General features: G+C 55.6%; 17 protein-coding genes and 1 tRNA gene. 5 read left to right on the forward strand and 13 right to left on the reverse strand.

Going from position 1 to position 20,416, the window contains the following annotated elements; all coding sequences use genetic code 11:
• The first annotated feature begins 26 nt into the window (after nucleotides 1-26).
• Nucleotides 27-203, forward strand: coding sequence for a YjfB family protein (locus tag HRQ60_RS14120; RefSeq protein ID WP_172196478.1), 177 nt, complete (start codon nucleotides 27-29; stop codon nucleotides 201-203).
• 128 nt (nucleotides 204-331) lie between these two features.
• On the forward strand, nucleotides 332-1,180 hold the full coding sequence (locus HRQ60_RS14125) for a GNAT family N-acetyltransferase (RefSeq protein WP_172196479.1): 849 nt from the start codon (nucleotides 332-334) through the stop codon (nucleotides 1,178-1,180).
• 70 nt (nucleotides 1,181-1,250) lie between these two features.
• Here HRQ60_RS14125 and HRQ60_RS14130 read toward each other — a convergent pair whose 3' ends face one another.
• The gene (locus HRQ60_RS14130; protein ID WP_172196480.1) at nucleotides 1,251-2,054 is read right to left on the reverse strand and encodes a hypothetical protein; all 804 of its coding nucleotides are present in this window, start codon (nucleotides 2,052-2,054) and stop codon (nucleotides 1,251-1,253) included.
• A complete protein-coding gene (locus tag HRQ60_RS14135; RefSeq protein ID WP_172196481.1) occupies nucleotides 2,051-2,500 on the reverse strand; it encodes a flavodoxin in 450 nt (149 codons plus the stop codon). The genes HRQ60_RS14130 and HRQ60_RS14135 overlap by 4 nt, the downstream gene beginning before the upstream one ends.
• Before the next feature lie 228 nt (nucleotides 2,501-2,728).
• Between HRQ60_RS14135 and HRQ60_RS14140 the strand changes: the two genes are divergently transcribed.
• Entirely contained in the window at nucleotides 2,729-3,598 is an 870-nt protein-coding gene (locus HRQ60_RS14140) for a class I SAM-dependent methyltransferase (RefSeq protein ID WP_172196482.1), read from the forward strand.
• Complete coding sequence (locus HRQ60_RS14145) at nucleotides 3,598-4,401, forward strand: RluA family pseudouridine synthase (protein ID WP_172196483.1); 804 nt, start codon at nucleotides 3,598-3,600, stop codon at nucleotides 4,399-4,401. The genes HRQ60_RS14140 and HRQ60_RS14145 overlap by 1 nt, the downstream gene beginning before the upstream one ends.
• A 100-nt stretch (nucleotides 4,402-4,501) precedes the next feature.
• Here HRQ60_RS14145 and gyrA read toward each other — a convergent pair whose 3' ends face one another.
• The 5 genes from gyrA to HRQ60_RS14170 all read right to left on the reverse strand — a co-directional run bounded on the left by gyrA (nucleotide 4,502) and on the right by HRQ60_RS14170 (nucleotide 11,892).
• Nucleotides 4,502-6,958: a DNA gyrase subunit A gene (gyrA, locus tag HRQ60_RS14150; RefSeq protein WP_172196484.1), complete on the reverse strand. Its 2,457-nt coding sequence runs from the start codon at nucleotides 6,956-6,958 to the stop codon at nucleotides 4,502-4,504.
• A gap of 24 nt (nucleotides 6,959-6,982) precedes the next feature.
• Nucleotides 6,983-8,953 carry a DNA topoisomerase IV subunit B gene (gene parE / locus HRQ60_RS14155; protein ID WP_172196485.1) on the reverse strand — a complete coding sequence of 657 codons (1,971 nt, stop codon included), beginning with the start codon at nucleotides 8,951-8,953 and terminating at the stop codon, nucleotides 6,983-6,985.
• Nucleotides 8,954-9,047: 94 nt separating this feature from the next.
• Nucleotides 9,048-10,019: an ABC transporter permease gene (locus HRQ60_RS14160; protein ID WP_172196509.1), complete on the reverse strand. Its 972-nt coding sequence runs from the start codon at nucleotides 10,017-10,019 to the stop codon at nucleotides 9,048-9,050.
• A 14-nt stretch (nucleotides 10,020-10,033) separates the two neighbouring features.
• Entirely contained in the window at nucleotides 10,034-11,005 is a 972-nt protein-coding gene (locus tag HRQ60_RS14165; RefSeq protein WP_172196486.1) for an ABC transporter ATP-binding protein, read from the reverse strand.
• 71 nt (nucleotides 11,006-11,076) lie between these two features.
• Nucleotides 11,077-11,892 carry a GDSL-type esterase/lipase family protein gene (locus HRQ60_RS14170; protein WP_172196487.1) on the reverse strand — a complete coding sequence of 272 codons (816 nt, stop codon included), beginning with the start codon at nucleotides 11,890-11,892 and terminating at the stop codon, nucleotides 11,077-11,079.
• Between the two features lie 214 nt (nucleotides 11,893-12,106).
• Between HRQ60_RS14170 and HRQ60_RS14175 the strand changes: the two genes are divergently transcribed.
• Nucleotides 12,107-12,179, forward strand: a tRNA-Lys gene (locus tag HRQ60_RS14175).
• A gap of 75 nt (nucleotides 12,180-12,254) precedes the next feature.
• Here the strand turns inward: HRQ60_RS14175 and HRQ60_RS24035 are convergent.
• The 6 genes from HRQ60_RS24035 to HRQ60_RS14205 all read right to left on the reverse strand — a co-directional run bounded on the left by HRQ60_RS24035 (nucleotide 12,255) and on the right by HRQ60_RS14205 (nucleotide 20,414).
• Nucleotides 12,255-12,824 (reverse strand): CAP domain-containing protein, encoded by a 570-nt coding sequence (locus HRQ60_RS24035; protein ID WP_343044692.1) that lies wholly within the window; start codon nucleotides 12,822-12,824, stop codon nucleotides 12,255-12,257.
• 153 nt (nucleotides 12,825-12,977) lie between these two features.
• The gene (locus tag HRQ60_RS14185; RefSeq protein ID WP_172196489.1) at nucleotides 12,978-13,433 is read right to left on the reverse strand and encodes a GNAT family N-acetyltransferase; all 456 of its coding nucleotides are present in this window, start codon (nucleotides 13,431-13,433) and stop codon (nucleotides 12,978-12,980) included.
• Nucleotides 13,423-14,613: a formate-dependent phosphoribosylglycinamide formyltransferase gene (purT, locus tag HRQ60_RS14190; RefSeq protein WP_172196490.1), complete on the reverse strand. Its 1,191-nt coding sequence runs from the start codon at nucleotides 14,611-14,613 to the stop codon at nucleotides 13,423-13,425. Before purT ends, HRQ60_RS14185 begins: the two co-directional genes overlap by 11 nt.
• Before the next feature lie 178 nt (nucleotides 14,614-14,791).
• Nucleotides 14,792-16,636, reverse strand: a complete 1,845-nt coding sequence (locus tag HRQ60_RS14195) for an ABC transporter transmembrane domain-containing protein (RefSeq protein ID WP_172196491.1) — start codon at nucleotides 16,634-16,636, stop codon at nucleotides 14,792-14,794.
• Complete coding sequence (locus HRQ60_RS14200) at nucleotides 16,633-18,405, reverse strand: ABC transporter ATP-binding protein (protein ID WP_172196492.1); 1,773 nt, start codon at nucleotides 18,403-18,405, stop codon at nucleotides 16,633-16,635. Before HRQ60_RS14200 ends, HRQ60_RS14195 begins: the two co-directional genes overlap by 4 nt.
• 386 nt (nucleotides 18,406-18,791) lie before the next feature.
• Entirely contained in the window at nucleotides 18,792-20,414 is a 1,623-nt protein-coding gene (locus HRQ60_RS14205) for a glycoside hydrolase family 43 protein (protein WP_172196493.1), read from the reverse strand.
• Between the last annotated feature and the right edge of the window lie 2 nt (nucleotides 20,415-20,416).

Below are 20,416 nucleotides of genomic sequence, written 5' to 3' on the forward strand. Positions count from 1 at the left end.
CCGCCAGCCGGAAAGGAGGAACCGATATGGATATCGCGGCACTCTCCATGGCAATGAGCCAGGTCGCAGTTAGACAACAGGCTTCGACACAAGTCTTGAGCATTTCGATGGATCAAGCGAAACAGCAGGGCGAGCAGATGGCCAAAATGCTGGAAACGAGCGCTTCTCCTCATCTTGGCGGCTCGATCGATCTTCGCGCGTAAACGGTTCGTGCAAAACCCGGCTGCAGCTTCAATCTGCAGCCGGGTTTTTTGCGGTATACGGCTGTTTCCATGGTATACTGACCGTATTTGAGAAGCGGTTGACCCACACACCGCGACAGGAGGTTCCCTTGCTGAACGAACGACAACTTCAAGAAATCGAAGATCTGCAGCATCTCTGCGAGAAAACGGACCATCTTTCGCTCAAACTAAACGGCGATATGCTGAAAATGGATACCCGTCCGCCTGATAGGGATCATTTTTATTACGAAAACGGACAGCTGGTCGGCTTTGCAGCCCTTTACAGCTTCGGCAGTCAATACGAAGTGTGCGGCATGGTCCATCCGGAATTCCGCAGACGGGGAATTTTCACTCGCCTGTGGGAAGAAGCGCTGGCTTCGATCGACCTGGCACCTACGACAACGATTTTGTTAAATGCTCCCCAGGCTTCGGTGTCCGCTCGGGCCTGGCTAAAAACGATTCGCTGCCGCTACGAGTTTTCCGAACACGAAATGGCCTGGCATGCGGATACGGCAGACGAGATGCCGCAAGCTGCAGGCCAAAGCGTGTCCGTCTCTTATCGTCCCTACGAACCCGGAGACCGCGATATGATCCTGGAGCTCTGCTCCGACGGCTTCGATACAAGCGAAGAAGATACGCAGGCCATGCTTGACGAAGAAAGCCGCAGCGTCAACCGTGTCCGCAGCATGGTCGTCTATAAAGGGCGCGCGGTCGGTACTTTTGTCATGGACTACGACACGCCGGCGCAGGCCTGGGTATTCGGCTTCGTCATTGAACGCAGCTTCCACGGACAAGGCCTCGGACGCAGTATCCTCGCCCAGATTATTCGCCGCGAGAACGAATCGGGCAGACGCCCTTATATCGGAGTGGAAACGCAGAACGAAAATGCCCTGCATCTGTATGAGAGCTGCGGGTTCCGTTCCTACGCGGTCCAGGATTACTACGATTTTGGTCTGTGAAGCCCGCTCAGACCGCCAGAAACATGTAAGCGGCCGAGTCGAAAAGGCTTAACCGGACAACCGGCAGACTTCAGCACGGAGGCGATCCCGTGATCGCCTCCGATTCCTGCCGTCCGCATCCGCAGCTGCATCCGCTTTTTTGCTCTTCTTCCATTCCGCTGTAAGCCAGCTTGAGATAGTCGAGCGACTTCTCGTACGGCACATCTTCAAGCGTCAGTTCGATCCGTTCTCCGCCCAGCACCGTGTACACTTCGATCACGGAAGGATCCATTCCGAACGCATGCCGGCAAAAAACGCGGGCCGCATGCCGATAACCGTCGAGCACCTGCGGATCGTATTCGACGACAAATTTCTGAAGATGCAGGCCGTCTCCGTTTCCGCGCTGCCAAGCGACCTGGAAGATCATCGACAAGTTCAGCGCCAGCTCGGGGACGTAGGTCTCGAACTGTTCATAGAGCAGAACCGGACGCTTTCCTTCATAGCCGTTGGCCGCGAAAAAAGAAGCCAGACTGCGGATCACCTGGTCTTTGAGCGCCCAGTAACTTTTCTCGGAGTCGAAATAAGAGATCCTGCGCGGCCATCGGTAATCGACCAATTCGCCGGAATCGGCATGCTGCCGGAATTCCGGTTCCGCCGCATAGTACCGGTTGACCGCATGGCCTACGGCGTACTGCACCCGCTGCGTCCAAGAGTAAGCGCCGTCGGCAGACGCAGATCCTACCGCTCCGTGCGGACTCTCCCGGTGCGGACGCTTCCCCTGTGCAGCGCGCGATAGATCCGGATTACGAGCCGAGGCCAGCCAGCGTTCCAACCGGTGATCTTCCAGCAGTCCGGGCTGTTCGTCAAGCGCCGGCCAACCCTGCTCTTCCCTCATACGCTAACCGCGCTGCCGGCGAAGTTTCTGCCAAAGGCCAGGCAGGCTTCACGTTCGTCGCCTGACGGATTAAGTTCCAATTTGAGTGGTTCAAGCACCATCTCGGCGCCCCGTTCCGCCAATTTTCCCTGCAGCAGGTCGACCGCTTTGGCAAACTGCTCATAGACGGTATCGCCGCTGCCGAACACGGCCGCCTTTTTGCCCGACAGATCCAGTTCGTCCAATTCGTCATAGAAATCGAGGAACTCGTCCGGCAGCTCGCCGTCTCCCCAGGTATACGCCCCCAGAATCATTCCGTCGTACTGCAGCAGAAGATCGGCGCTGCAGTCTTCGGCCAATTTGACGGTAACTTCTCCGCCCGATTCTTCGATGCCTTTTGTAATCAGTTCCGACATTTCTTCCGTATTGCCGGTCATGCTGGCGTATATGAGAATGAGTTTGCTCATGATCAGACCTCCAAAATTTGTGGTGAAAACAGGAATTGTCCCTAGTGGCGAATTCCGATATGGCACATCATAAATGATAATGATTATCAATGTCAAACGTTTTTGAATTTCTGGCTTTTTACCCCCTCCTCGGGTACAATAATATTCTGGGAAACACAGCGAACGACAGCGTATAAACTTCGTAAAATTCGGGCGCAACAACGACAAAATAAGGGTGGTTTAATTTCTATGTATATGGCTCAAAATTGGAAAGATTACGAACTGATCGATACCGGCGCAGGCGACAAACTGGAACGCTGGGGCGACGTTGTTCTGCGGCGTCCGGACCCGCAGATCATCTGGCCGATCGCGGACGAAAGCGGGCCTTGGCGCGAAACGGCGGGACATTATCACCGCAGCTCGGCAGGCGGAGGCAGCTGGACCTGGAAGACTACGCTGCCGGAGCGCTGGACCATCTCCTACGAAGACAAGCTGAAATTCTATATCAAGCCGACCAGCTTTAAGCATACGGGATTGTTCCCGGAACAGGCGGCCAACTGGAGCTGGATGATGGACAAGATCCAGAATGCCGGACGCCCGATCCAGGTCCTCAACCTGTTTGCCTATACGGGTGGTGCAACCGTCGCTTCGGCCTATGCCGGCGCCAGCGTTGTCCATGTCGATGCGGCAAAAGGCATGGTTCAATGGGCCAAGGAAAATATTCAGCTTTCCGGTCTCAACGACCGTCCGGTACGCTTTATCACGGACGACGTATTCAAGTTTGTACAGCGTGAACAGCGCCGCGGCAATAAATACGACGCCATCATCATGGATCCTCCCTCCTATGGACGCGGGCCTAACGGCGAGACGTGGAAACTGGAATCGAGCCTGTATCCGTTCCTGGAATCGTGCATGCAGATCCTGTCCGACAATCCGCTGTTCATGCTGATCAACTCGTACACAACCGGCATCTCGCCGACCGTGCTGTCGAATATGCTGGAAATGACGATGAAGCCGCGCTACGGCGGACAGATCAGCGCTGGCGAAATCGGCCTGCCGATCAGCCGTTCCGGCCTGACGCTGCCGTGCGGCATCCTCGGTCGCTGGGAGTCGAACTGATGAAAGGCGATATCCGCCGGGATCGGCAGCAGGGCAACCGTCCGGCGCATTCGCCGGCAGAATCCCGGGACGACGCCCCGGCGGTCTCTTCTATTCCTGTGCTGCTGGAAGACAACCATGTACTCGGTGTCGTAAAGCCGGTCAATATCCCGGTGCAGGAAGACGCAAGCGGCGACCTCGACATGCTGACCCTGCTGAAGCAGGATCTCAAGATCCGGCATGACAAACCCGGCAATGTCTTTCTCGGTCTGGTGCATCGGCTGGATCGTCCCGTAGGCGGCGCGATGGTCTTCGCCAAAACGTCGAAAGGCGCTTCGCGTCTCTCGGATGCGGTGCGTACGCATTCGATCCGCAAGACCTACGCGGCCGTTACCAATGGCGTGCCCCGCGAACGCGAAGGTCGTCTGGTCCATTATCTGCTCAAAGACGAGCGCAGCAACACCGTAACGGCGGTCGCCAAAGGAACGCCCGGCGCCAAAGAAGCCATTCTGGACTATTCGGTACTCGCCGATGACGGCAAAAGGGCTTTGGTGCGCGTCGAGCTGCACACAGGCCGTTCGCATCAGATCCGTGTTCAGATGAGCAGCCTCGGCTGCCCGCTGTACGGCGATCAGAAGTACGGCGCGTCGCAGACCAAGCCCGGCGAACAAATTGCTTTGTGGTCGGTACGCCTTCGCTTCCCGCATCCGATTACCAAAGAATCGACGCTGTTGATCTCGATGCCGCCGGCCACCGCACCATGGACACAATGGCCGAGCAGCGTCTACAAGATGCTGCGCGAAGAACTGGAGCACGGCGAATAGCAGCCTCGGCTTCAGAACCTTTTCATTTGAAAAACATACAAAAAAGACGTTCGGATAGCCGCTTATGCAGCTGACCGAACGTCTTTTTTTGCTATTGAGATTAAAGGACAGGTTCTCGTTCGAACGAAGGAAGCAGATCGACGACCGTTACCGGTTTTTCGATCGCAAGCAGCGCTCTGCCGATATGTTTACGTTCGGTCAGCGAAGCTTTGCCGGCCGGGAACTCCAGTCGTTGTCCGCTGGACAGTACCGCAACCGCAGGCAGCGTGCTCCGGGTATTGTAAGCGCCGACCAGACGGGTTCCGTTTGGCTTCACCCGTTTGCCTTCCTTGAATTCGAATGTCGTAATCCCTTTGCCGCCGCGGCTCTGCGACGGATACTCCAGCAGCATCGAACGCTTGGCATACGCCAAGTCGCTGACGACCAGCACTTCGCCGTCATCTCCTGTGACAAACAGCGCCGAGACCACTTCGTCGCCTTCTTTGAGCTGGATTCCGCGTACACCGGTCGAGACACGGCCCATCGTCGAAATCTCCTGTTCGCCGAAGCGAATACTCATGCCTTCCGCCGTAATGAGCAGAATATCCTTGTTTCCGTCGCTCAGATTGACCTGAAGGACTTCATCCCCGTCACCCAGCTTGCAGGCCGCCATGCCACCGCTTCGCTTGGTCGCGTAATCGCGCAGCAGCGTGCGTTTCACTTGACCTTTTCGGGTCGTAAACACAAGCGACTGCTCCGACTCTTCCAGTTCTTTGACCGGAATAATCGAGACGATCCGCTCTTCTTTGTCCAGAGGGATCACATTGACGATCGCCGTTCCGTTATCTTTCCATTTGAATTCCGGGATCTGGTGAACCGGCAGCAGATAGAATTGTCCTCTCTGGGTAAACACGAGCAGACGGTCCAGCGTGCTGACATCCAGCAGCTGACGGATATAATCGCCTTCCCGTGCGCCGGAAGCGCCCCGGTCGCTGCCCGAACGTGTAAACGACGGCATGCCGGTCCGTTTGATGTAGCCTTCCTGCGACAGCGAGACGATTACTTCTTCCTGGGGAATCATCACTTCCAGATTAAGCTTGATCTCTTCGACTTCGCTTTGCAGTTCCGAACGGCGGAGAATCCCGAACTTGTCCCGAATCTCCGTCAGTTCTTTGCGGATGACCGCATTCAGCTTCCGATCGCTCGACAAGATGCCTTCCAGCACCGCGATTCTTTTTTCGAGTTCCGCATGTTCTTTTTCCAGCTGCGTGATCTCGAGATTGGTCAGCCGGTACAGTTGGAGGGTCAGGATCGAATCGGCCTGGCGTTCGGTAAATCCGAACATCCACTGCAGATTGTTCTGGGCATCCTGACGGTTCTTCGAAGCCCGGATAGCCGCAACGACCTCGTCCAGGATATTCAGCGCTTTGACCAAGCCTTCGAGGACGTGGGAACGGTCTTTGGCTTTTTCCAGTTCATGCGAGGTCCGTTTGGTAATGACTTCGCGCTGATGCCCGATATAGGCTTCAAGAATCGGCTTGACGCCAAGCTGCTGCGGCGCTTTGTTGACGATCGCGACCATGTTGAAGTTATAGCTAACCTGCAGATCGGTTTTTTTGAGCAGATAAGCCAAAATTCCGTTTGCGTCCGCTTCTTTTTTCAATTCGACCACGATGCGCATGCCTTCGCGTCCGCTCTCGTCCCGTACTTCGGCAATGCCTTCGACTTTTTTCTCGAGCCGGATATTTTCCATGGCCGTTACCAAGCGCGATTTGACAACCTGATACGGGATCTGGGTAATGACAAGCTGCTGTTTGCCTCCGCGCAGATTCTCGATCTCCGTTCTCGAACGAACCTGGATCTTGCCGCGTCCCGTCGAGTAGGCTTCGCGGATTCCCGCTTCGCCCATGACGATTCCGCCGGTCGGGAAGTCGGGGCCTTTGATATGCTGCATGATCCCGTCCAGATCGATCGATGGATTCTCCATCACCGCGATACAGGCATCGATGACTTCCTGCAGATTGTGCGGCGGAATTTCCGTGGCGAATCCCGCCGAAATGCCGCTGACGCCGTTTACGAGCAGATTCGGATAACGGGCCGGAAGCACGACGGGTTCTTTCGCCGTATTATCGAAGTTATCTTTGAACTGCACGGTACGCTTGTCGATATCGCGCAGCATTTCCATGGCGATGGTCGACAGGCGGGCTTCCGTATAACGCATCGCCGCGGCCGGGTCGTCGTCGATGGAACCCCAGTTGCCGTGTCCGTCCACAAGCGTATGCGCCATTTTCCAAGGCTGTGCCATCCGCACCATGCCTTCGTAGATCGAAGAGTCGCCGTGCGGATGATAGTTGCCCATGACGTCGCCGACCGTTTTGGCCGATTTGCGGTAGCCTTTTTCCGGCGTGTTGCCCGATTCGTACATCGCGTACAAGATTCGGCGCTGAACCGGCTTCAGTCCGTCGCGAACGTCGGGAATAGCGCGGTCCTGGATAATATATTTGGAATACCGGCCAAAGCGGTCTCCGACCACTTCTTCGAGAAAAGCCGGTTTGAATTGTTCTTCCGGTACGCTCATTGGTTAAAAATCTCCTTCTGCTGCTTATTCGTCGACTTCGGTAAAGTCCACATGCTCCACGATCCAACGCTTGCGCGGGTCGACTTTGTCGCCCATCAGCGTCGATACGCGGCGTTCGGCTTTGGCGGCGTCTTCGATCTGCACCTGAAGCAGCGTGCGTGTCGTCGGGTCCATCGTCGTTTCCCAGAGCTGGTCCGGGTTCATCTCGCCGAGGCCTTTATAACGTTGAAGTTCGAAATTCTTGGCGTTCTTCGTCAGTTTCTCCAGCTCTTCGTCGCTCCAGGCATAGGATACGTCGTTCTTGCGGGAGCCTTTGCGCGTGATTTTGAACAGCGGCGGCTGGGCGATATAGACTTTGCCCTGATCGATCATCGGCTTCATATACCGGTAGAAGAAGGTCAGCAGCAGCACCTGGATATGCGCGCCGTCCGTATCCGCGTCGGTCATGATCACAATCTTGGAGAAATTGCTGTCTTCCACGGCAAACTCCGGACCGATGCCCGCGCCGATCGCCGAAACGATCGCCCGATACTCCTCGTTCTTGAGAATCTCCGCCAATTTGGCTTTTTCCGGATTGAGCGGCTTGCCTTTGAGCGGCAGAATCGCCTGGATCTTCGAATCGCGGCCCTGTTTGGCCGAACCGCCGGCCGAATCGCCTTCGACGATAAACAGTTCGGTCTTGGTAAAGTCTTTGGATTGTGCCGGAGTCAGTTTGCCGTTCAGGTTGGAACTTTCGCTGCGTTTCTTGCCTGTACGCATCTCGTCGCGCGCTTTGCGCGCCGCTTCCCGGGCCCGCGCCGCCTGAACCGATTTGCGGATCAGAATCTGTGCGACCTGAGGATTTTCTTCCAGGAACTGCGCGGTTTTGTCGGAGACGATCGAATCGACCGCGCTTCGCGCCGAAGCGCTGCCCAGCTGATCCTTGGTCTGGCCGACGAATTCCACTTCGCCCATCTTGACGCTGATCACGGCCATCATGCCTTCTCGCAGGTCGCCGCCTTCGAGGTTTTTGTCTTTTTCTTTTAGAACGCCCGTCTTGCGTGCATATTCGTTCAATGCCCGCGTATACGCCGTCTTGAATCCCGTCTCGTGGGTACCCCCGCCGCGCGTCGGTATGGAGTTGACAAAAGAAGCGATCGTCTCGGTATAGCCGGCATTGTATTGGAACGCCACTTCGACTTCGATATCTTCTTTCTCGGCATAGAACCGCACCACTTCGTGCAGCACTTCCTTGCCTTCGTTCAAGAACTCGACAAACTGCTTCGCGCCGCCTTCGTAATAAAACTCGTCGGCTTTGTCACTGCGCTGATCCGTCAGTACGATGCGAAGACCCGAGTTCAGGAAAGCAATCTCCTGCAAACGCTCGGCCAGCGTATCGTAGCTGAGCGAAATCCCGGTCTTGAACACGCGAATATCCGGCTTGAACGTAACCTTCGTGCCGGTCTGTCTCGTATTGCCGAGCACTTCGAGTCCGGTTACCGGATCGCCGACGTGTTCCGCGCCTTTCTTGTCCACGCGATATTCGAACCGCTGACGGTGAATTTTGCCGTCGCGGTAAATTTCAACTTCAAGCCATTCCGAAAGCGCGTTGGTGACAGATGCTCCGACGCCATGCAGGCCGCCGGACTTCTTGTATCCGCCGCCGCCAAATTTGCCCCCGGCGTGCAGGACCGTGTAAACGACCTGCGGTGTCGGTACGCCGCTCTTGTGCATGCCGGTCGGAATGCCGCGCCCGTTGTCGCGGACCGTAACGGATCCGTCTTTGTTCAACGCCACTTCGATCCGGTCGCAGTGTTTGGCCAAATGTTCGTCCACGGCATTATCGATGATTTCCCATACAAGATGATGCAGGCCCGATGCACTGGTACTCCCGATATACATACCAGGCCGTTTGCGGACGGCTACCAGTCCTTCCAGCACCTGAATATCGTCCGCACCGTATCCTTCGACGATTTTCGCCGCTGTCTGTTCCGCCGTATCGATCTGTTCGGCCATGATTTCCCCTTCTTTCTCTCTTGCTCGCTCTTTGCTTCCGAAACTTTAAACTCCCAAAATGCAAACAAGTGTTTTCATTTTCGCTCTTTTTATTCTAAGTCAAAACGTCCCTCTTCGTAAAGACGATAAAAGAAATAATAACGGAAACCGTGCCCCAGACTGCCAAAACGGCCAGCGAAAAGCCCAGGGTCATGCCTTCGATCGGCGCCGGACTCCCTGCCAGATACTGCGTAAGCCCGAGATTGACCATAAACAAATACTTGGCGCTTGTCCAGGCCGAAGCCATATTCGCCAGAATCGAACCGGAGATCAATGCCGCCATCATCACGACGATACTCGCCGCCGTGCTTCGCACAAGAACCGAAACCATGAAAGCCAGCAGCGCCACGACCACACCCACGAACCAGACCAGACCGGCCTGCATCAGCAGGTACTGCCACTGAGGCGTCGCCTGGACATGGCTGAGATCGACATCGGAGCCGTTCAGCACGAACCCGGTAAAGATCGGAATGCTCCAGCCGGTGTACCCGAAGAACAGTCCCGCAATCGCGTAGCAGATCAGATAGGCGCTGGCGACGATCAGCGAGACGAACATGAGCAGCGCCGTCAATTTGCTGAGCAGCACTTTCCATCTTCGGATCGGACGCGTCAGCAGCATCTTGATCGTTCCTCCGGTCCGTTCGGAAGAAACGAGATCGGAAGCGATCGTCATGATCATGAGCGGAATAAACAGGGTCGAAGCGTTATCGATAAATTCCCGCGTAAAAGTCACTCCGCCCGGTTCGTTCGGATTGACATCGTTATCGAGGTAATACTGCATCTGTTGAATATAAATCTGCCGGTAAACTTTCCATTCCTGCGGCACGCGGTCGCTGCTCAAGGAATTCTGATTATCGATAATCGCCTGCTGCACTTCAAGCCGCCAGTCGCTGCCGTAACTTTCCCGGCGTTCAAGCGACTGCTTCATCTGCGCGTAACTGAAGACCGGCACCATAACGGCCAGAATCAGCAGCACGATATAGAAACGCTTCTTTTTGACGATCTTGACGACTTCATTCTGTACCATGGCCCAAAATCGTTTCACTCGATGCCTTCCCCCTCTGTCATTTGCAGGAAAAACCGCTCCAGCGTCGGAGCGACGCGGTGTATGCCCCGAATCGCAATGCCTTCGCGGACCATCCGCTCCAGCACTTCGGCCACGCGTTCTTCCGGCGTTTCGGTGACGATGCTGCGCGCATTGAGCAGCGCCGCAGCCGTATCGTCCAGCCCGGCGGCGCCGGCCGGGTCCAGAACGACGATATCGGCATATTCGCGCAGCAGCCGCTCCGCCCGATCGCGGGGTTCCGTATCCCAGATGATCAATCCCTGACCGGCTCCCATCAATTCCTCGACCGATCCGACGGCCAGTTCCCGGCCTCCGCCGATAATCGCGACGCGGTCGCACAGCAGCTGGATTTCGCTCAGCAGGTGACTGGATACGAACACGGCCAGTCCTCCGGCGGCAAGCTCCCGAATAAAGCTCCGCATCTCCTTGATGCCTTTCGGATCGAGTCCGTTGGTGGGCTCATCCAGAATCAGCAGTTTGGGACGGGCAAGCAGCGCCTGCGCGATCCCGAGCCTCTGCCGCATACCAAGCGAATACGTACGCACCTTTTCATGAATCCGTCCGCCCAGATGGACAAGCTCCGTCACTTCCCGGATCCGGTCTTCCCCGATCCCGTCATGCATGCGGGCGAAGTGCATCAAATTCTCCCATCCCGTCAAAAAAGGATACATTTCGGGATTCTCGACGATGGACCCTACATATTTCAACGCTTCTTCCGGCTGTTTCTGCACATCGTATCCGCAAATTTCCACACTGCCGGACGTAGGTTTGATTAACCCGACAAGCATGCGGATCGTGGTTGTTTTACCGGCGCCGTTCGGACCCAAGAATCCGAAGATTTCGCCTTCTTGTACATCGAAGCTGATGGTGCGGATAATCGGTTTGCGTCCGATCCGCTTGTTGAGATCGCGGACGCGCAGCACAAAATCCCCATTTGATTGTTGCATGCTTCATCGCCCTTTCCCTAACCATATCGGCCGAAATTCGTACATGATGAGAAGCTACGCCCGGCGCAGACTTATTCCAGTCCCTGCACGACCCGCTCGGCAATGCGCTGGTAACCCGCCGAATTGGGATGGAAGTGATCAAACGACAAATAAGCCGCCGTATTTCTTTGGAACAAGTCGAAAGTCGGCGTCAGCATCATGTTTTGTTCTTTGGCGATCCGCTCCGCCGCTTTGGCATTCCATTCGGCGATTCCTTCGTCTCCCGCCTGCCGCAGCGATTCGATATCGCCAAAAGGATTATATAACCCGAGATAGACGATTTGTGCCGACGGATTGATCTCGCGCAGTCGCTCAAGCGCTTCTCCGAGACGGTTCGAAGCGGCAGGCAGCGCTTGAGCGAGCGCGGCGGCGCTAGGATTATTCGTACCCGTCTGCAGGGCGGCGCCGCCCTGGAACAAATCGTTCGCTCCGATCGAGAGCAAAATCACGTTCGCTTCCTTCAATACGTATTGGATGCCGGGCTCTTCCAACTCTTGGAGCAGTTCGTCGGTCGTCATGCCGTTAATGCCCAGATTATTCAGAAAACGAACTTCGCGTTCGCTTTTTTTGTCCAGCAGCGCGGCTGTCCGTCTGGCAAATCCTTGCCCGGTCGTATCGCCCGTCCCTTTCGCAAGCGAATCGCCGATCGAGACGATCCGGTAATTCCCTTCTTCCGCCGAAGGCGTCCGCTCTGTAAGCGGCGCTTTGGCGGAAGCCTCCGCGTCGATCCGATTCGCGCTTGGGAAGACCAGCTCTTTTGCCCCGTAACCGAAACCGACAGCCAACAAAAGCGTTGCCGCGGCCGAAGATACGGCAGTCGTTCGCCAGATCCATTTCCATGAATTCATGCTGTTCTTCCTCCCCCCGCGTGCCCTGTACTTACGGGCATACCTGTTTTAATTTTACCATAAGGATTTGTGAAGCGGTTTGCAAACGAATCAAAACCTCTTACAAACTTTTTTTGATAAAATGCTTGCCAAACCAATTTGATCTGTGGTAAGATACTTCTTGTCGCCAGGAACAAGCACACCGAATTGATCGGGCGGCCGTTACAAGAAATATGGGACATTAGCTCAATTGGTAGAGCATTCGACTCTTAATCGACAGGTTGTAGGTTCAAGTCCTACATGTCCCATTCCTTTATATAATGAAGAAACCCAACCTCCCGGGAGGTTGGGTTTCTTTTGTTATACGGTCGGCGCAGACGAACTCAACCGACAAACAGCTGAACCCAATACCCGTTATAGAAACCGACACCTATTGACGTAAAGTTCGGACCCAGGATATTCGTGCGGTGTCCCGAACTCTTCATCCAGCTGCGCATGACTTCTTCCGGCGAGCGCTGGCCCATCGCGATATTCTCCCCCGCCGTCCGATAAGCGACCTTTTGCAGCTTCAACAAATTGAACGGCGAGCCGTAAGTCGGCGAGTGATGATCGAAATACCGCTTTTTCGACATGTCGATCGCTTTAAGCCGCGAAGCTTTGGCCGCTTTTTGATCGAGAGTGAGCGGCTGGAGCCCCGCTTTGCGGCGCTCCAGATTGACCAGGTAGACCACTTTGGCCGTAAATTTCGACTTGTCCGTCGTTTCTTTGGCGTAGGCCGCTTCGTAAGCCGTCTGGGCACGGGCTTCGCCGGGCGACAGAGCTATGCAGAGGCCGCAAAGCAGCAGCAGTCCCAACGACAACCGGCTCCAGCGTCCCGCTCGAAAGGTTCCGGATTCCCGACTTCGCGCGCCGTCCTCAATCGAGCATTCGACTCTTGTCATTTCCTTTATCATATAGGCTGTCTCCTCCTTGTTCGGAATCATGCAGACTGCCGGGACGCCCGCCCGGCGTTCCCCGGTTTCCCTGAAACAAAAAGGCTCCGCTCGCAGGAGCCGGAACCGAAGGGGATGGATTTCGTTTGTGTTTCTAAAAAGCCGGTTGGGTGCCTAGATAGATTTTATGAATTTGCAGCCGTATTTCTCAAAGCCCGCATTCCGATAAAAATCGTGCGCGCCCAGCCGTTCTTCCCGGTTGATGCCCGTCAGGAACAGCAGTCTGCTGCCCGATTCGCGCGCCCAGGCTTCCGCCTGTTCCACGAGCAGTCGGCCAATGCCGCAGCCGCGGCAGTCTTCGTTGACCACAAGACCCGCAATCTGCGTCATCTGCGGCTCTTTGCCCCGTGCGGGAATTCGACGCAGGGCGATCATGCCGACCGTTTCTCCGTGACGCTCCGCCAAATAAGTCAGATAATTCGGATTGTTTTCGCGGCTTTCCAACTGTTCGCGCATCACGCTTGGTGTCGTGGGATACGACAGTTTGCGCATCAGCTCTGTCAGGACCGCCGCATCGCTGCAAGAAGCCGTGCGAAGATCCGCTGTTTTTTCCAGTACGTTAGTTGTCATCCGAATACTCCTCTTTTAGCAGACCGGCCGCTTCGCGAGCCCGGTTCCGCGCAGTCTCCACATCTTCCGCCGCGCTGAGCGCGACGGCCATTCTGCGTCCCGGCTTTGAATCCGGCTTGCCGAATACCCGAATCTGGGTACGCGGAACGCTCAATGCTTCCGTCAGACCTCCGACCTTGAAACGTTCACTTGCCCGACTGGCTTTTAAAGTGGCGGAAGCGCCGGGAGTAAGCAGGTGCACTTCCGTGACCGGCAGACCGAGAATCGCCCGGACATGCAGAGCGAACTCCGACAAATCCTGCGTAGCCATCGTCACCATACCGGTATCGTGCGGGCGCGGCGACACTTCGCTGAAGACGACGCCATCCTTCGTCAAGAACAATTCGACGCCGAACAGTCCGTATCCGCCCAGCTCGTCCGTAATGATTTTGGCGATGTGCTTGGCTTCTTCCAGCTTGGCCTCATCCATCGGATGCGGCTGCCAGGATTCCACATAGTCACCGTCTTTCTGAATATGTCCGATCGGCGGGCAAAAAGTCGTCCCCGATACGCTTCGAACCGTAAGCAGCGTAATTTCGCTCTCGAACGGAACGAACGCTTCCACGATAACACGGGTGTTGTTCTTGGCGCGCGCGCCTTCCAGCGCGAACTGCCAGCATTTCTCCGCATCTTCGGGCGTTCGGAGCACGCTCTGCCCTTTGCCCGATGAACTCATCAGCGGTTTGATGACACACGGCGAACCGAGTTCCGCTGCGGCATTCTTCAGCTCTTCCAGCGTATCCGCAAAACGGTACGCGGCCGTCGGCAGCCCAAGCGTTTCCGAGGCCAGCCGGCGAATCCCTTCGCGGTCCATCGTCAATCTTGCCGCCCTTGCTGTCGGAATGACGCGGAATCCTTCGCTTTCCAACTGCTGCAGCATCGTTGTGGCAATCGCTTCGATCTCCGGTATGATCAGATCCGGACGTTCCTTCAAGATCAATTCTCTCAGCGCGTCCGCGTCCAACATATCGATCACGTGGCTGCGATGCGCGACCTGCATGGCCGGAGCATCCGGGTAACGGTCTACCGCAATACATTCTACGCCGAGACGCTGGGCCTCGATCACGACTTCCTTGCCCAGTTCACCGCTGCCGAGAAGCAATATTTTCTTCGCGTCCGCGGATAATGGAGCACCCCACATCGTTTGACCAACTCCTACGCCTTTTGTGTTGTTCTTTTCTATTTTGTGTGCTGGCCGACTGAATTGCAACCCTGATCGATCAAATTTTTATGAAAAAATAGCGAAAACCCGCGAAAATTGTCGCAGGTTTTCGGTTTACCTATTTAATTCGCCAGAAATTTTCAAAGCTCAAGCCTTTTTACAGAAAACGGAACTGGGCTTCGACCAGACCGTTGTAGATGCCTCCATGCCGGATAAGCTCCGCATGCGTGCCTTGCTCCTTGATCTCGCCGTGGTCGAGCACGATAATCTTGTCGGCATGGCGGATCGTCGAGAGACGGTGGGCCACAATAAAGGATGTCCGTCCCTGAAGCAGTACTTTGAGCGCTTCCTGGATCTTCAGCTCGGTCTCAGTATCGATACTGGCCGTCGCTTCGTCCAGGATCAAGATCCGCGGATCGGCAAGCAGGGCCCGGGCGAACGAGAGCAGCTGGCGCTGTCCCATCGAAAGGGCGCTGCCGCGTTCTTCGACTTCCGTATCGTAACCTCCCGGCAGCGACATGATAAACTCGTGCGCTTTGACGGCTTTGGTTACGGCTTCGATCTCCTCGTCGGTTGCGTCGAGGCGGCCGAACCGGATATTTTCGCGAATCGTGCCCGAGAAAATAAAGGTGTCCTGAAGCACGATCCCGATCTGGGCGCGCAGACTTTCCAATTTGACATCCCGTACGTCGACGCCGTCGATCTTGACGGACCCTTCGGTCACATCGTAGAAACGGCTCAGCAGATTGATGATCGTCGATTTGCCGGAACCGGTATGTCCGACAAGCGCAATCGACTGTCCCGCATTCGCTTCGATATCGATTCCTTTGAGCGCCTGGCGTCCGGGTTCGTATTCGAACACCACTTTTTCAAGTTTGACACGGCCTTCGATTTTCGGCAGCGCCGCAGCTCCCGGTTTGTCGCCGACGCTTGGCTCTTCGTCCAGGAACTCGAAGATCCGCTCCGACGAAGCCATCGCGACAAGCAGCTGATTGTACATCTGGCCGAGCCGGTTGATCGGATCCCAGAAGTTGCCGACATAGTTCGCAAAAGTCACGAGCAGGCCGACCGTCACTTCTCCCTGCTGGATCAAATACGTTCCGTACCAGAACAGGATCATCGAGCCGACGCCGCCCGTAATTTCGATCATCGGTCCGAAGGCCTGGTTCATCGTCGAAGCGCGGTCCCATGACTTTCGGCTTTCCGCATTCATGCCGTTGAAGAATTTCATGTTTTCTTTTTCCTGCGTATAAGCCTGGGTGACCCGGATTCCCTGGATCGCTTCGTTCAAGTGCGAGTTGATCCGCGAATTCTTGAGGCGCACATCCTGCCAGGCCATCCGGATCTTCTGGCGCAGCTTGGTCGAGATGAAGAACATGATCGGAACCGTAATCATCACCGCAAGCCCCAGTTTCCAGTTGATCAGCAGCAAGATGACGATAATGCCCGCCAACTGCACGCAGTCGATCATCGCGTTGACGGCCCCGTTCGTAAACAGATCCTGCAGCGAGTTGACATCGTTCGTCACCCGCACGAGAACGGAACCGGCCGGACGCTTGTCGAAAAAGTTAAACGAGAGCTTCTGGATATGGGAGAACAAGGAGGAGCGGATATCGTAAATGACCCGCTGCCCGATGATATTCGTGTATCGGATCCGGAAAACGTTGGCCGCCCATTGGACGACGTACAAACCAAGCACCGTCCCGGTTACGATATACAGAAGCGTCAGGTCGCTGTTCTTGATCGCCTTGTCGATCGCAAGCACGCCGGTCAGGTAAGGCACCGCCAGTTTGGTGACGGTCCCGAGAATCGTCATCAGGATAATCAGCGGCAGCATCTGCCTGGCGTAAGGTCGCATGTACGAGAAGAGCCGGCCGAACTGTTTCCAGTTAAACGCTTTGTCGATTTCGTCGTCGTCCTTGTATACGAAGCGGCTCTGATTGGGATCGTTTTGCGGCTTTTTCCCCAGTTTGGGATTGAATTTCTCGCTGTGTGTGCTCACAGGTCCGCCCCCCCTTCATTCGCCTGCTCCGTTTGGGCAATATGGTCGGCATATTGAATCGTATAAACTTCCTGGTAAGGACCGGGTTGGGCAATCAATTCCTCATGCCGGCCCCTCTGGACCACCCGTCCTTCATTCATTACAAGAATTTCGTCGGCATGGCGCAGCGAAGAAATCCGGTGGGCAATAATGAAGGTCGTTCGTCCTTTCATGACTTCCTGGAATCCGGCCTGAATCTCGTGCTCGGTCTCCATATCGACGGCGCTGGTGGCATCGTCCAGAATCAGGATTTTCGGATTCTTGAGCAGGGCGCGCGCAATGGCAATCCGCTGTTTCTGTCCGCCGGACAAGCCCATGCCGCGTTCGCCGACGACGGTATCGTAGCCTTCCTTCATTTCCATAATAAAGTCGTGCGCTTTGGCAAGCTTCGCCGCACGAACGATTTCTTCCATCGGAACGTCCCCGATTCCGTAACCGATATTGCCTTTGATCGTCGAGGAGAACAGGAAGGTTTCCTGGAAAACGGTGGAGATTTGGCCGCGCAGATCTTCGACCCGGATATCCCGGATATCCGTTCCGTCGAGTGTGATCGTGCCTTCCGTAACATCGTAGGCACGCATAAGCAGCTGGATAATGGTCGATTTGCCGGCGCCTGTGCCGCCCAGCAGACCGATGACCTTGCCGGCGGGAGCATCGAAGCTGATATCGTGTACGGCGTGCAGCTTATTGCCGTAGGCGAATCCGACACGGTCGAACTTGACATGTCCGATCGTTTCCCGATCTTCCAGCGAAATAGCGTTTTCTTTGTCGCGTACTTCGATCGGTTGATTGAGGATTTCAAGTACCCGTTCACCCGAAGCTTCGGACTGCGTATAGTTATTGATATGGAAGCCGAGCCCCCACATCGGTCCGATAATGTACCAGATCAGACTGAAAAAGGCGACCAGCTCCCCGATTGTCAGGCTGCCCCGGATGACCAGTGTACCGCCGACGCCGATCAGCAGCACCGCACAGCCCGACGCAAGCAGTTCCATGACCGGGAAATAACGGCTCCATAATCCCGAAGCATGCAGCTGATTGTCTTTGTAGCGGTCGTTGCGCACCGAGAATTTGCTCACTTCGTGCGGTTCGCGCGCAAACGCCTTGACGGTACGGACACCCGTTACGTTCTCTTGTACCGCGGTCGTCAAAGAACTGAGCGCAAGGCGCATTTCCTGGAAAGCCGGATGAATGCGGGCTTCGAAACGCAGCGCGACAAAGACCAGCGGAGGAATCGTGACCAGCGTCCACAGCGTCAGCTGCCAGTTGATCGAGAGCATCATGGCCGCTCCGAAACCGACCATCAGGAACAAGTTGAGAATTTGGGCGAAGCCGAACCCGATAAACAGCCGGATTGCTTCGAGATCGCCGGTCAACCGGGACATCAGGTCTCCGGTTCTGGCCGTGTCGTAGTACCGGAAAGACAGAAATTGAAGTTTTTCGTAGCAGGCATTGCGCAGCCGGTAAGCCAGAAAGTTACCAAGTCGCGCGCCGAAGAAGCCGTGCAGGAACTGCATGATCGCTTTGATCGTCACTACGCCGACCACGGCAAGCGCAAGCTGCGGCACTCCTTCGAAGTTTCGGGGCACAATCACGTCATCGATCAAGATTTGGAGCAGTTTGGGGTAGACCAACCCCAGTGCAGTAGCGATTGCCAGAAAAAGAATCGAGACGAACATATACGTCTTCTTCTCCCAGTAATAGTCCTGCAGTCGCCTGAGAACGTTCATGTCTTTCCTCCTCGTTTGTAGGAACGCCCATTTGAGCCGTTCGTCCCATTCCGTATAAAGATACATATGTTTGGCATAATGCAGTGTATCACCCTCTCTTTATCCCGGCAAAGCGAGGAAAAAAGCGTATTCCGGCAATGGGCCTTCTATGCATGCGGCTGGCGTTGTCAGCGCATTCATTCATATTAAATGGTCGGTTATTCTCGCTTATCCGGCGACTTTGGCGAATTTCGAAAATGTTGTCCAAAAAAACTCGAAAACGCTTTACCTTTTTGGCCGAATCCTTGTTTACAGATAATTGAAACCTTTCGAAAATCCATGCCGAAAAAGCTGTCGAGGCATGCTCGCAGCTTTTTCACCCTTATGCCGATGACGCTTTTTGTTCGTTATTTATGTCCCGAATACCGAAAATATCCGAAGTCCGCATGGCTGCCGTGCAGCTTCTCCAGATCGTGCACGGCGATTCCAACGAAATTCCCCGTGAACCCTCCCGACAGAAATCCGATCGAATACGGCTCGCCCAGGCTCTTCCACTCGCCGCAACCGGCTAAACGATACCGGAATCTCGCCTGAAGTCCATTGACTTCTACCTCCAGTCCAATCTCTCCTTCTTCCCCAGCGGGAAGAGGATGTTCCAGCAGTTCGAATTCGTCTTCCTCTCCCCGCATGATCGACACAATACGCCCCTGCCGCTCGTCATGGCTGACAAAAGCGTATAAATACCGGGTTTCGCAGAGATACAGCATCAGACCGGCCATCTGCAAAAAAGATTGCGGACGATAATCGACGGTTGTCTCGGCCCGGAAAGAACGGTCTGTCTGCCGGATCGCCAGCAGATGATGGCGAAACAGACTCTGGGGCGATTCTCCGGCCGTCAGGCGAAGATAGCCCGGTCTGGCGTTCAACGAGCACCAGTCGGCGTTTGGCAGAATGCGCGGACTGTTCCAGCCCGTCTGCAGTTCGGCACCTTCAAATCCGTCTTCGAAGCGCCCTTCGCCGCTCGAAAGCTCCGCCCCCGATAACGCATACTCCTCGGGCAGAATAAAATCCAGCTGCGGAGTATGCCCGCCTTCAAGCAGTCTCAGCCAGCCTTCTTCGTCCCAGCGGACCCGCTGCAGCGCCGTTTCCCGGCCCAAAACCGCATAATCGCCTTCGATCGGACGCGTACACAGATGCGCTATGACCCAATCTCCGCCCGGCGTATCGACCAGGCTGGCATGTCCGGCGCACTGCAGAGGCCAGTCCGGCCGATCGCTCGAAGTCAGCATCGGGTTGCTTGGATCGACTTCGTAAGGACCGTGCAGTCCGCGCGACCGGGCCACGGTCACCGCATGTCCCGCTCCGGTTCCTCCCTCGGCCGTAATCAGATAATACCAGCCGTTATGCCGGTACACATGCGGTGCCTCCGTTTTGCGAAGCTCCGTTCCGTCGAAGATCTTGACGGGACGTCCGATCATCCGGCGCAGCACGGGATCATACTCCTGAATCGTAATGCCGACCGATTTGTTGCCCTCCGAAATCCGGTGATCCCAAAGCACGTTCAGCAGCCATTTGCGGCCGTCTTCGTCGTGGAACAGCGAAGGATCGAAGCCGATTCCGTTCAGATACACCGGCTCGGACCACGGCCCTTCGATCGAAGAGGCCGTGATCAGATAATTGCGGACATCTTTGAACGGACGGCGGGTGCTTTTGACATCCGTATAGATCAGGTGGAAAAGGCCGTCCGCGTAACTCAGCTGCGGTGCCCAAATACTGCAGTTGTGCGGATTCCCGGCCAAATCGACCGCTTCTCGGAGCACATCGGTCCGGTGGCTCCAATGGGCCAGATCGTCGGAAGAATAGATCCGGATTCCCGGCAGCCATTCGAACGACGAGACGGCGACGTAATACGTTCCTTCGACCCGAAGCAGACACGGGTCGGGATTGAATCCTCTCAATACCGGATTCTCGATCGCACTCCGCGATCCTGTCTGCCCGGCGGCAGCCGCTTCTTTTTCCCCTGTGTGCATGA

It is taken from the genome of Saccharibacillus qingshengii (assembly GCF_013185195.1).
Classification (GTDB): Bacteria; Bacillota; Bacilli; order Paenibacillales; family Paenibacillaceae; genus Saccharibacillus; species Saccharibacillus qingshengii.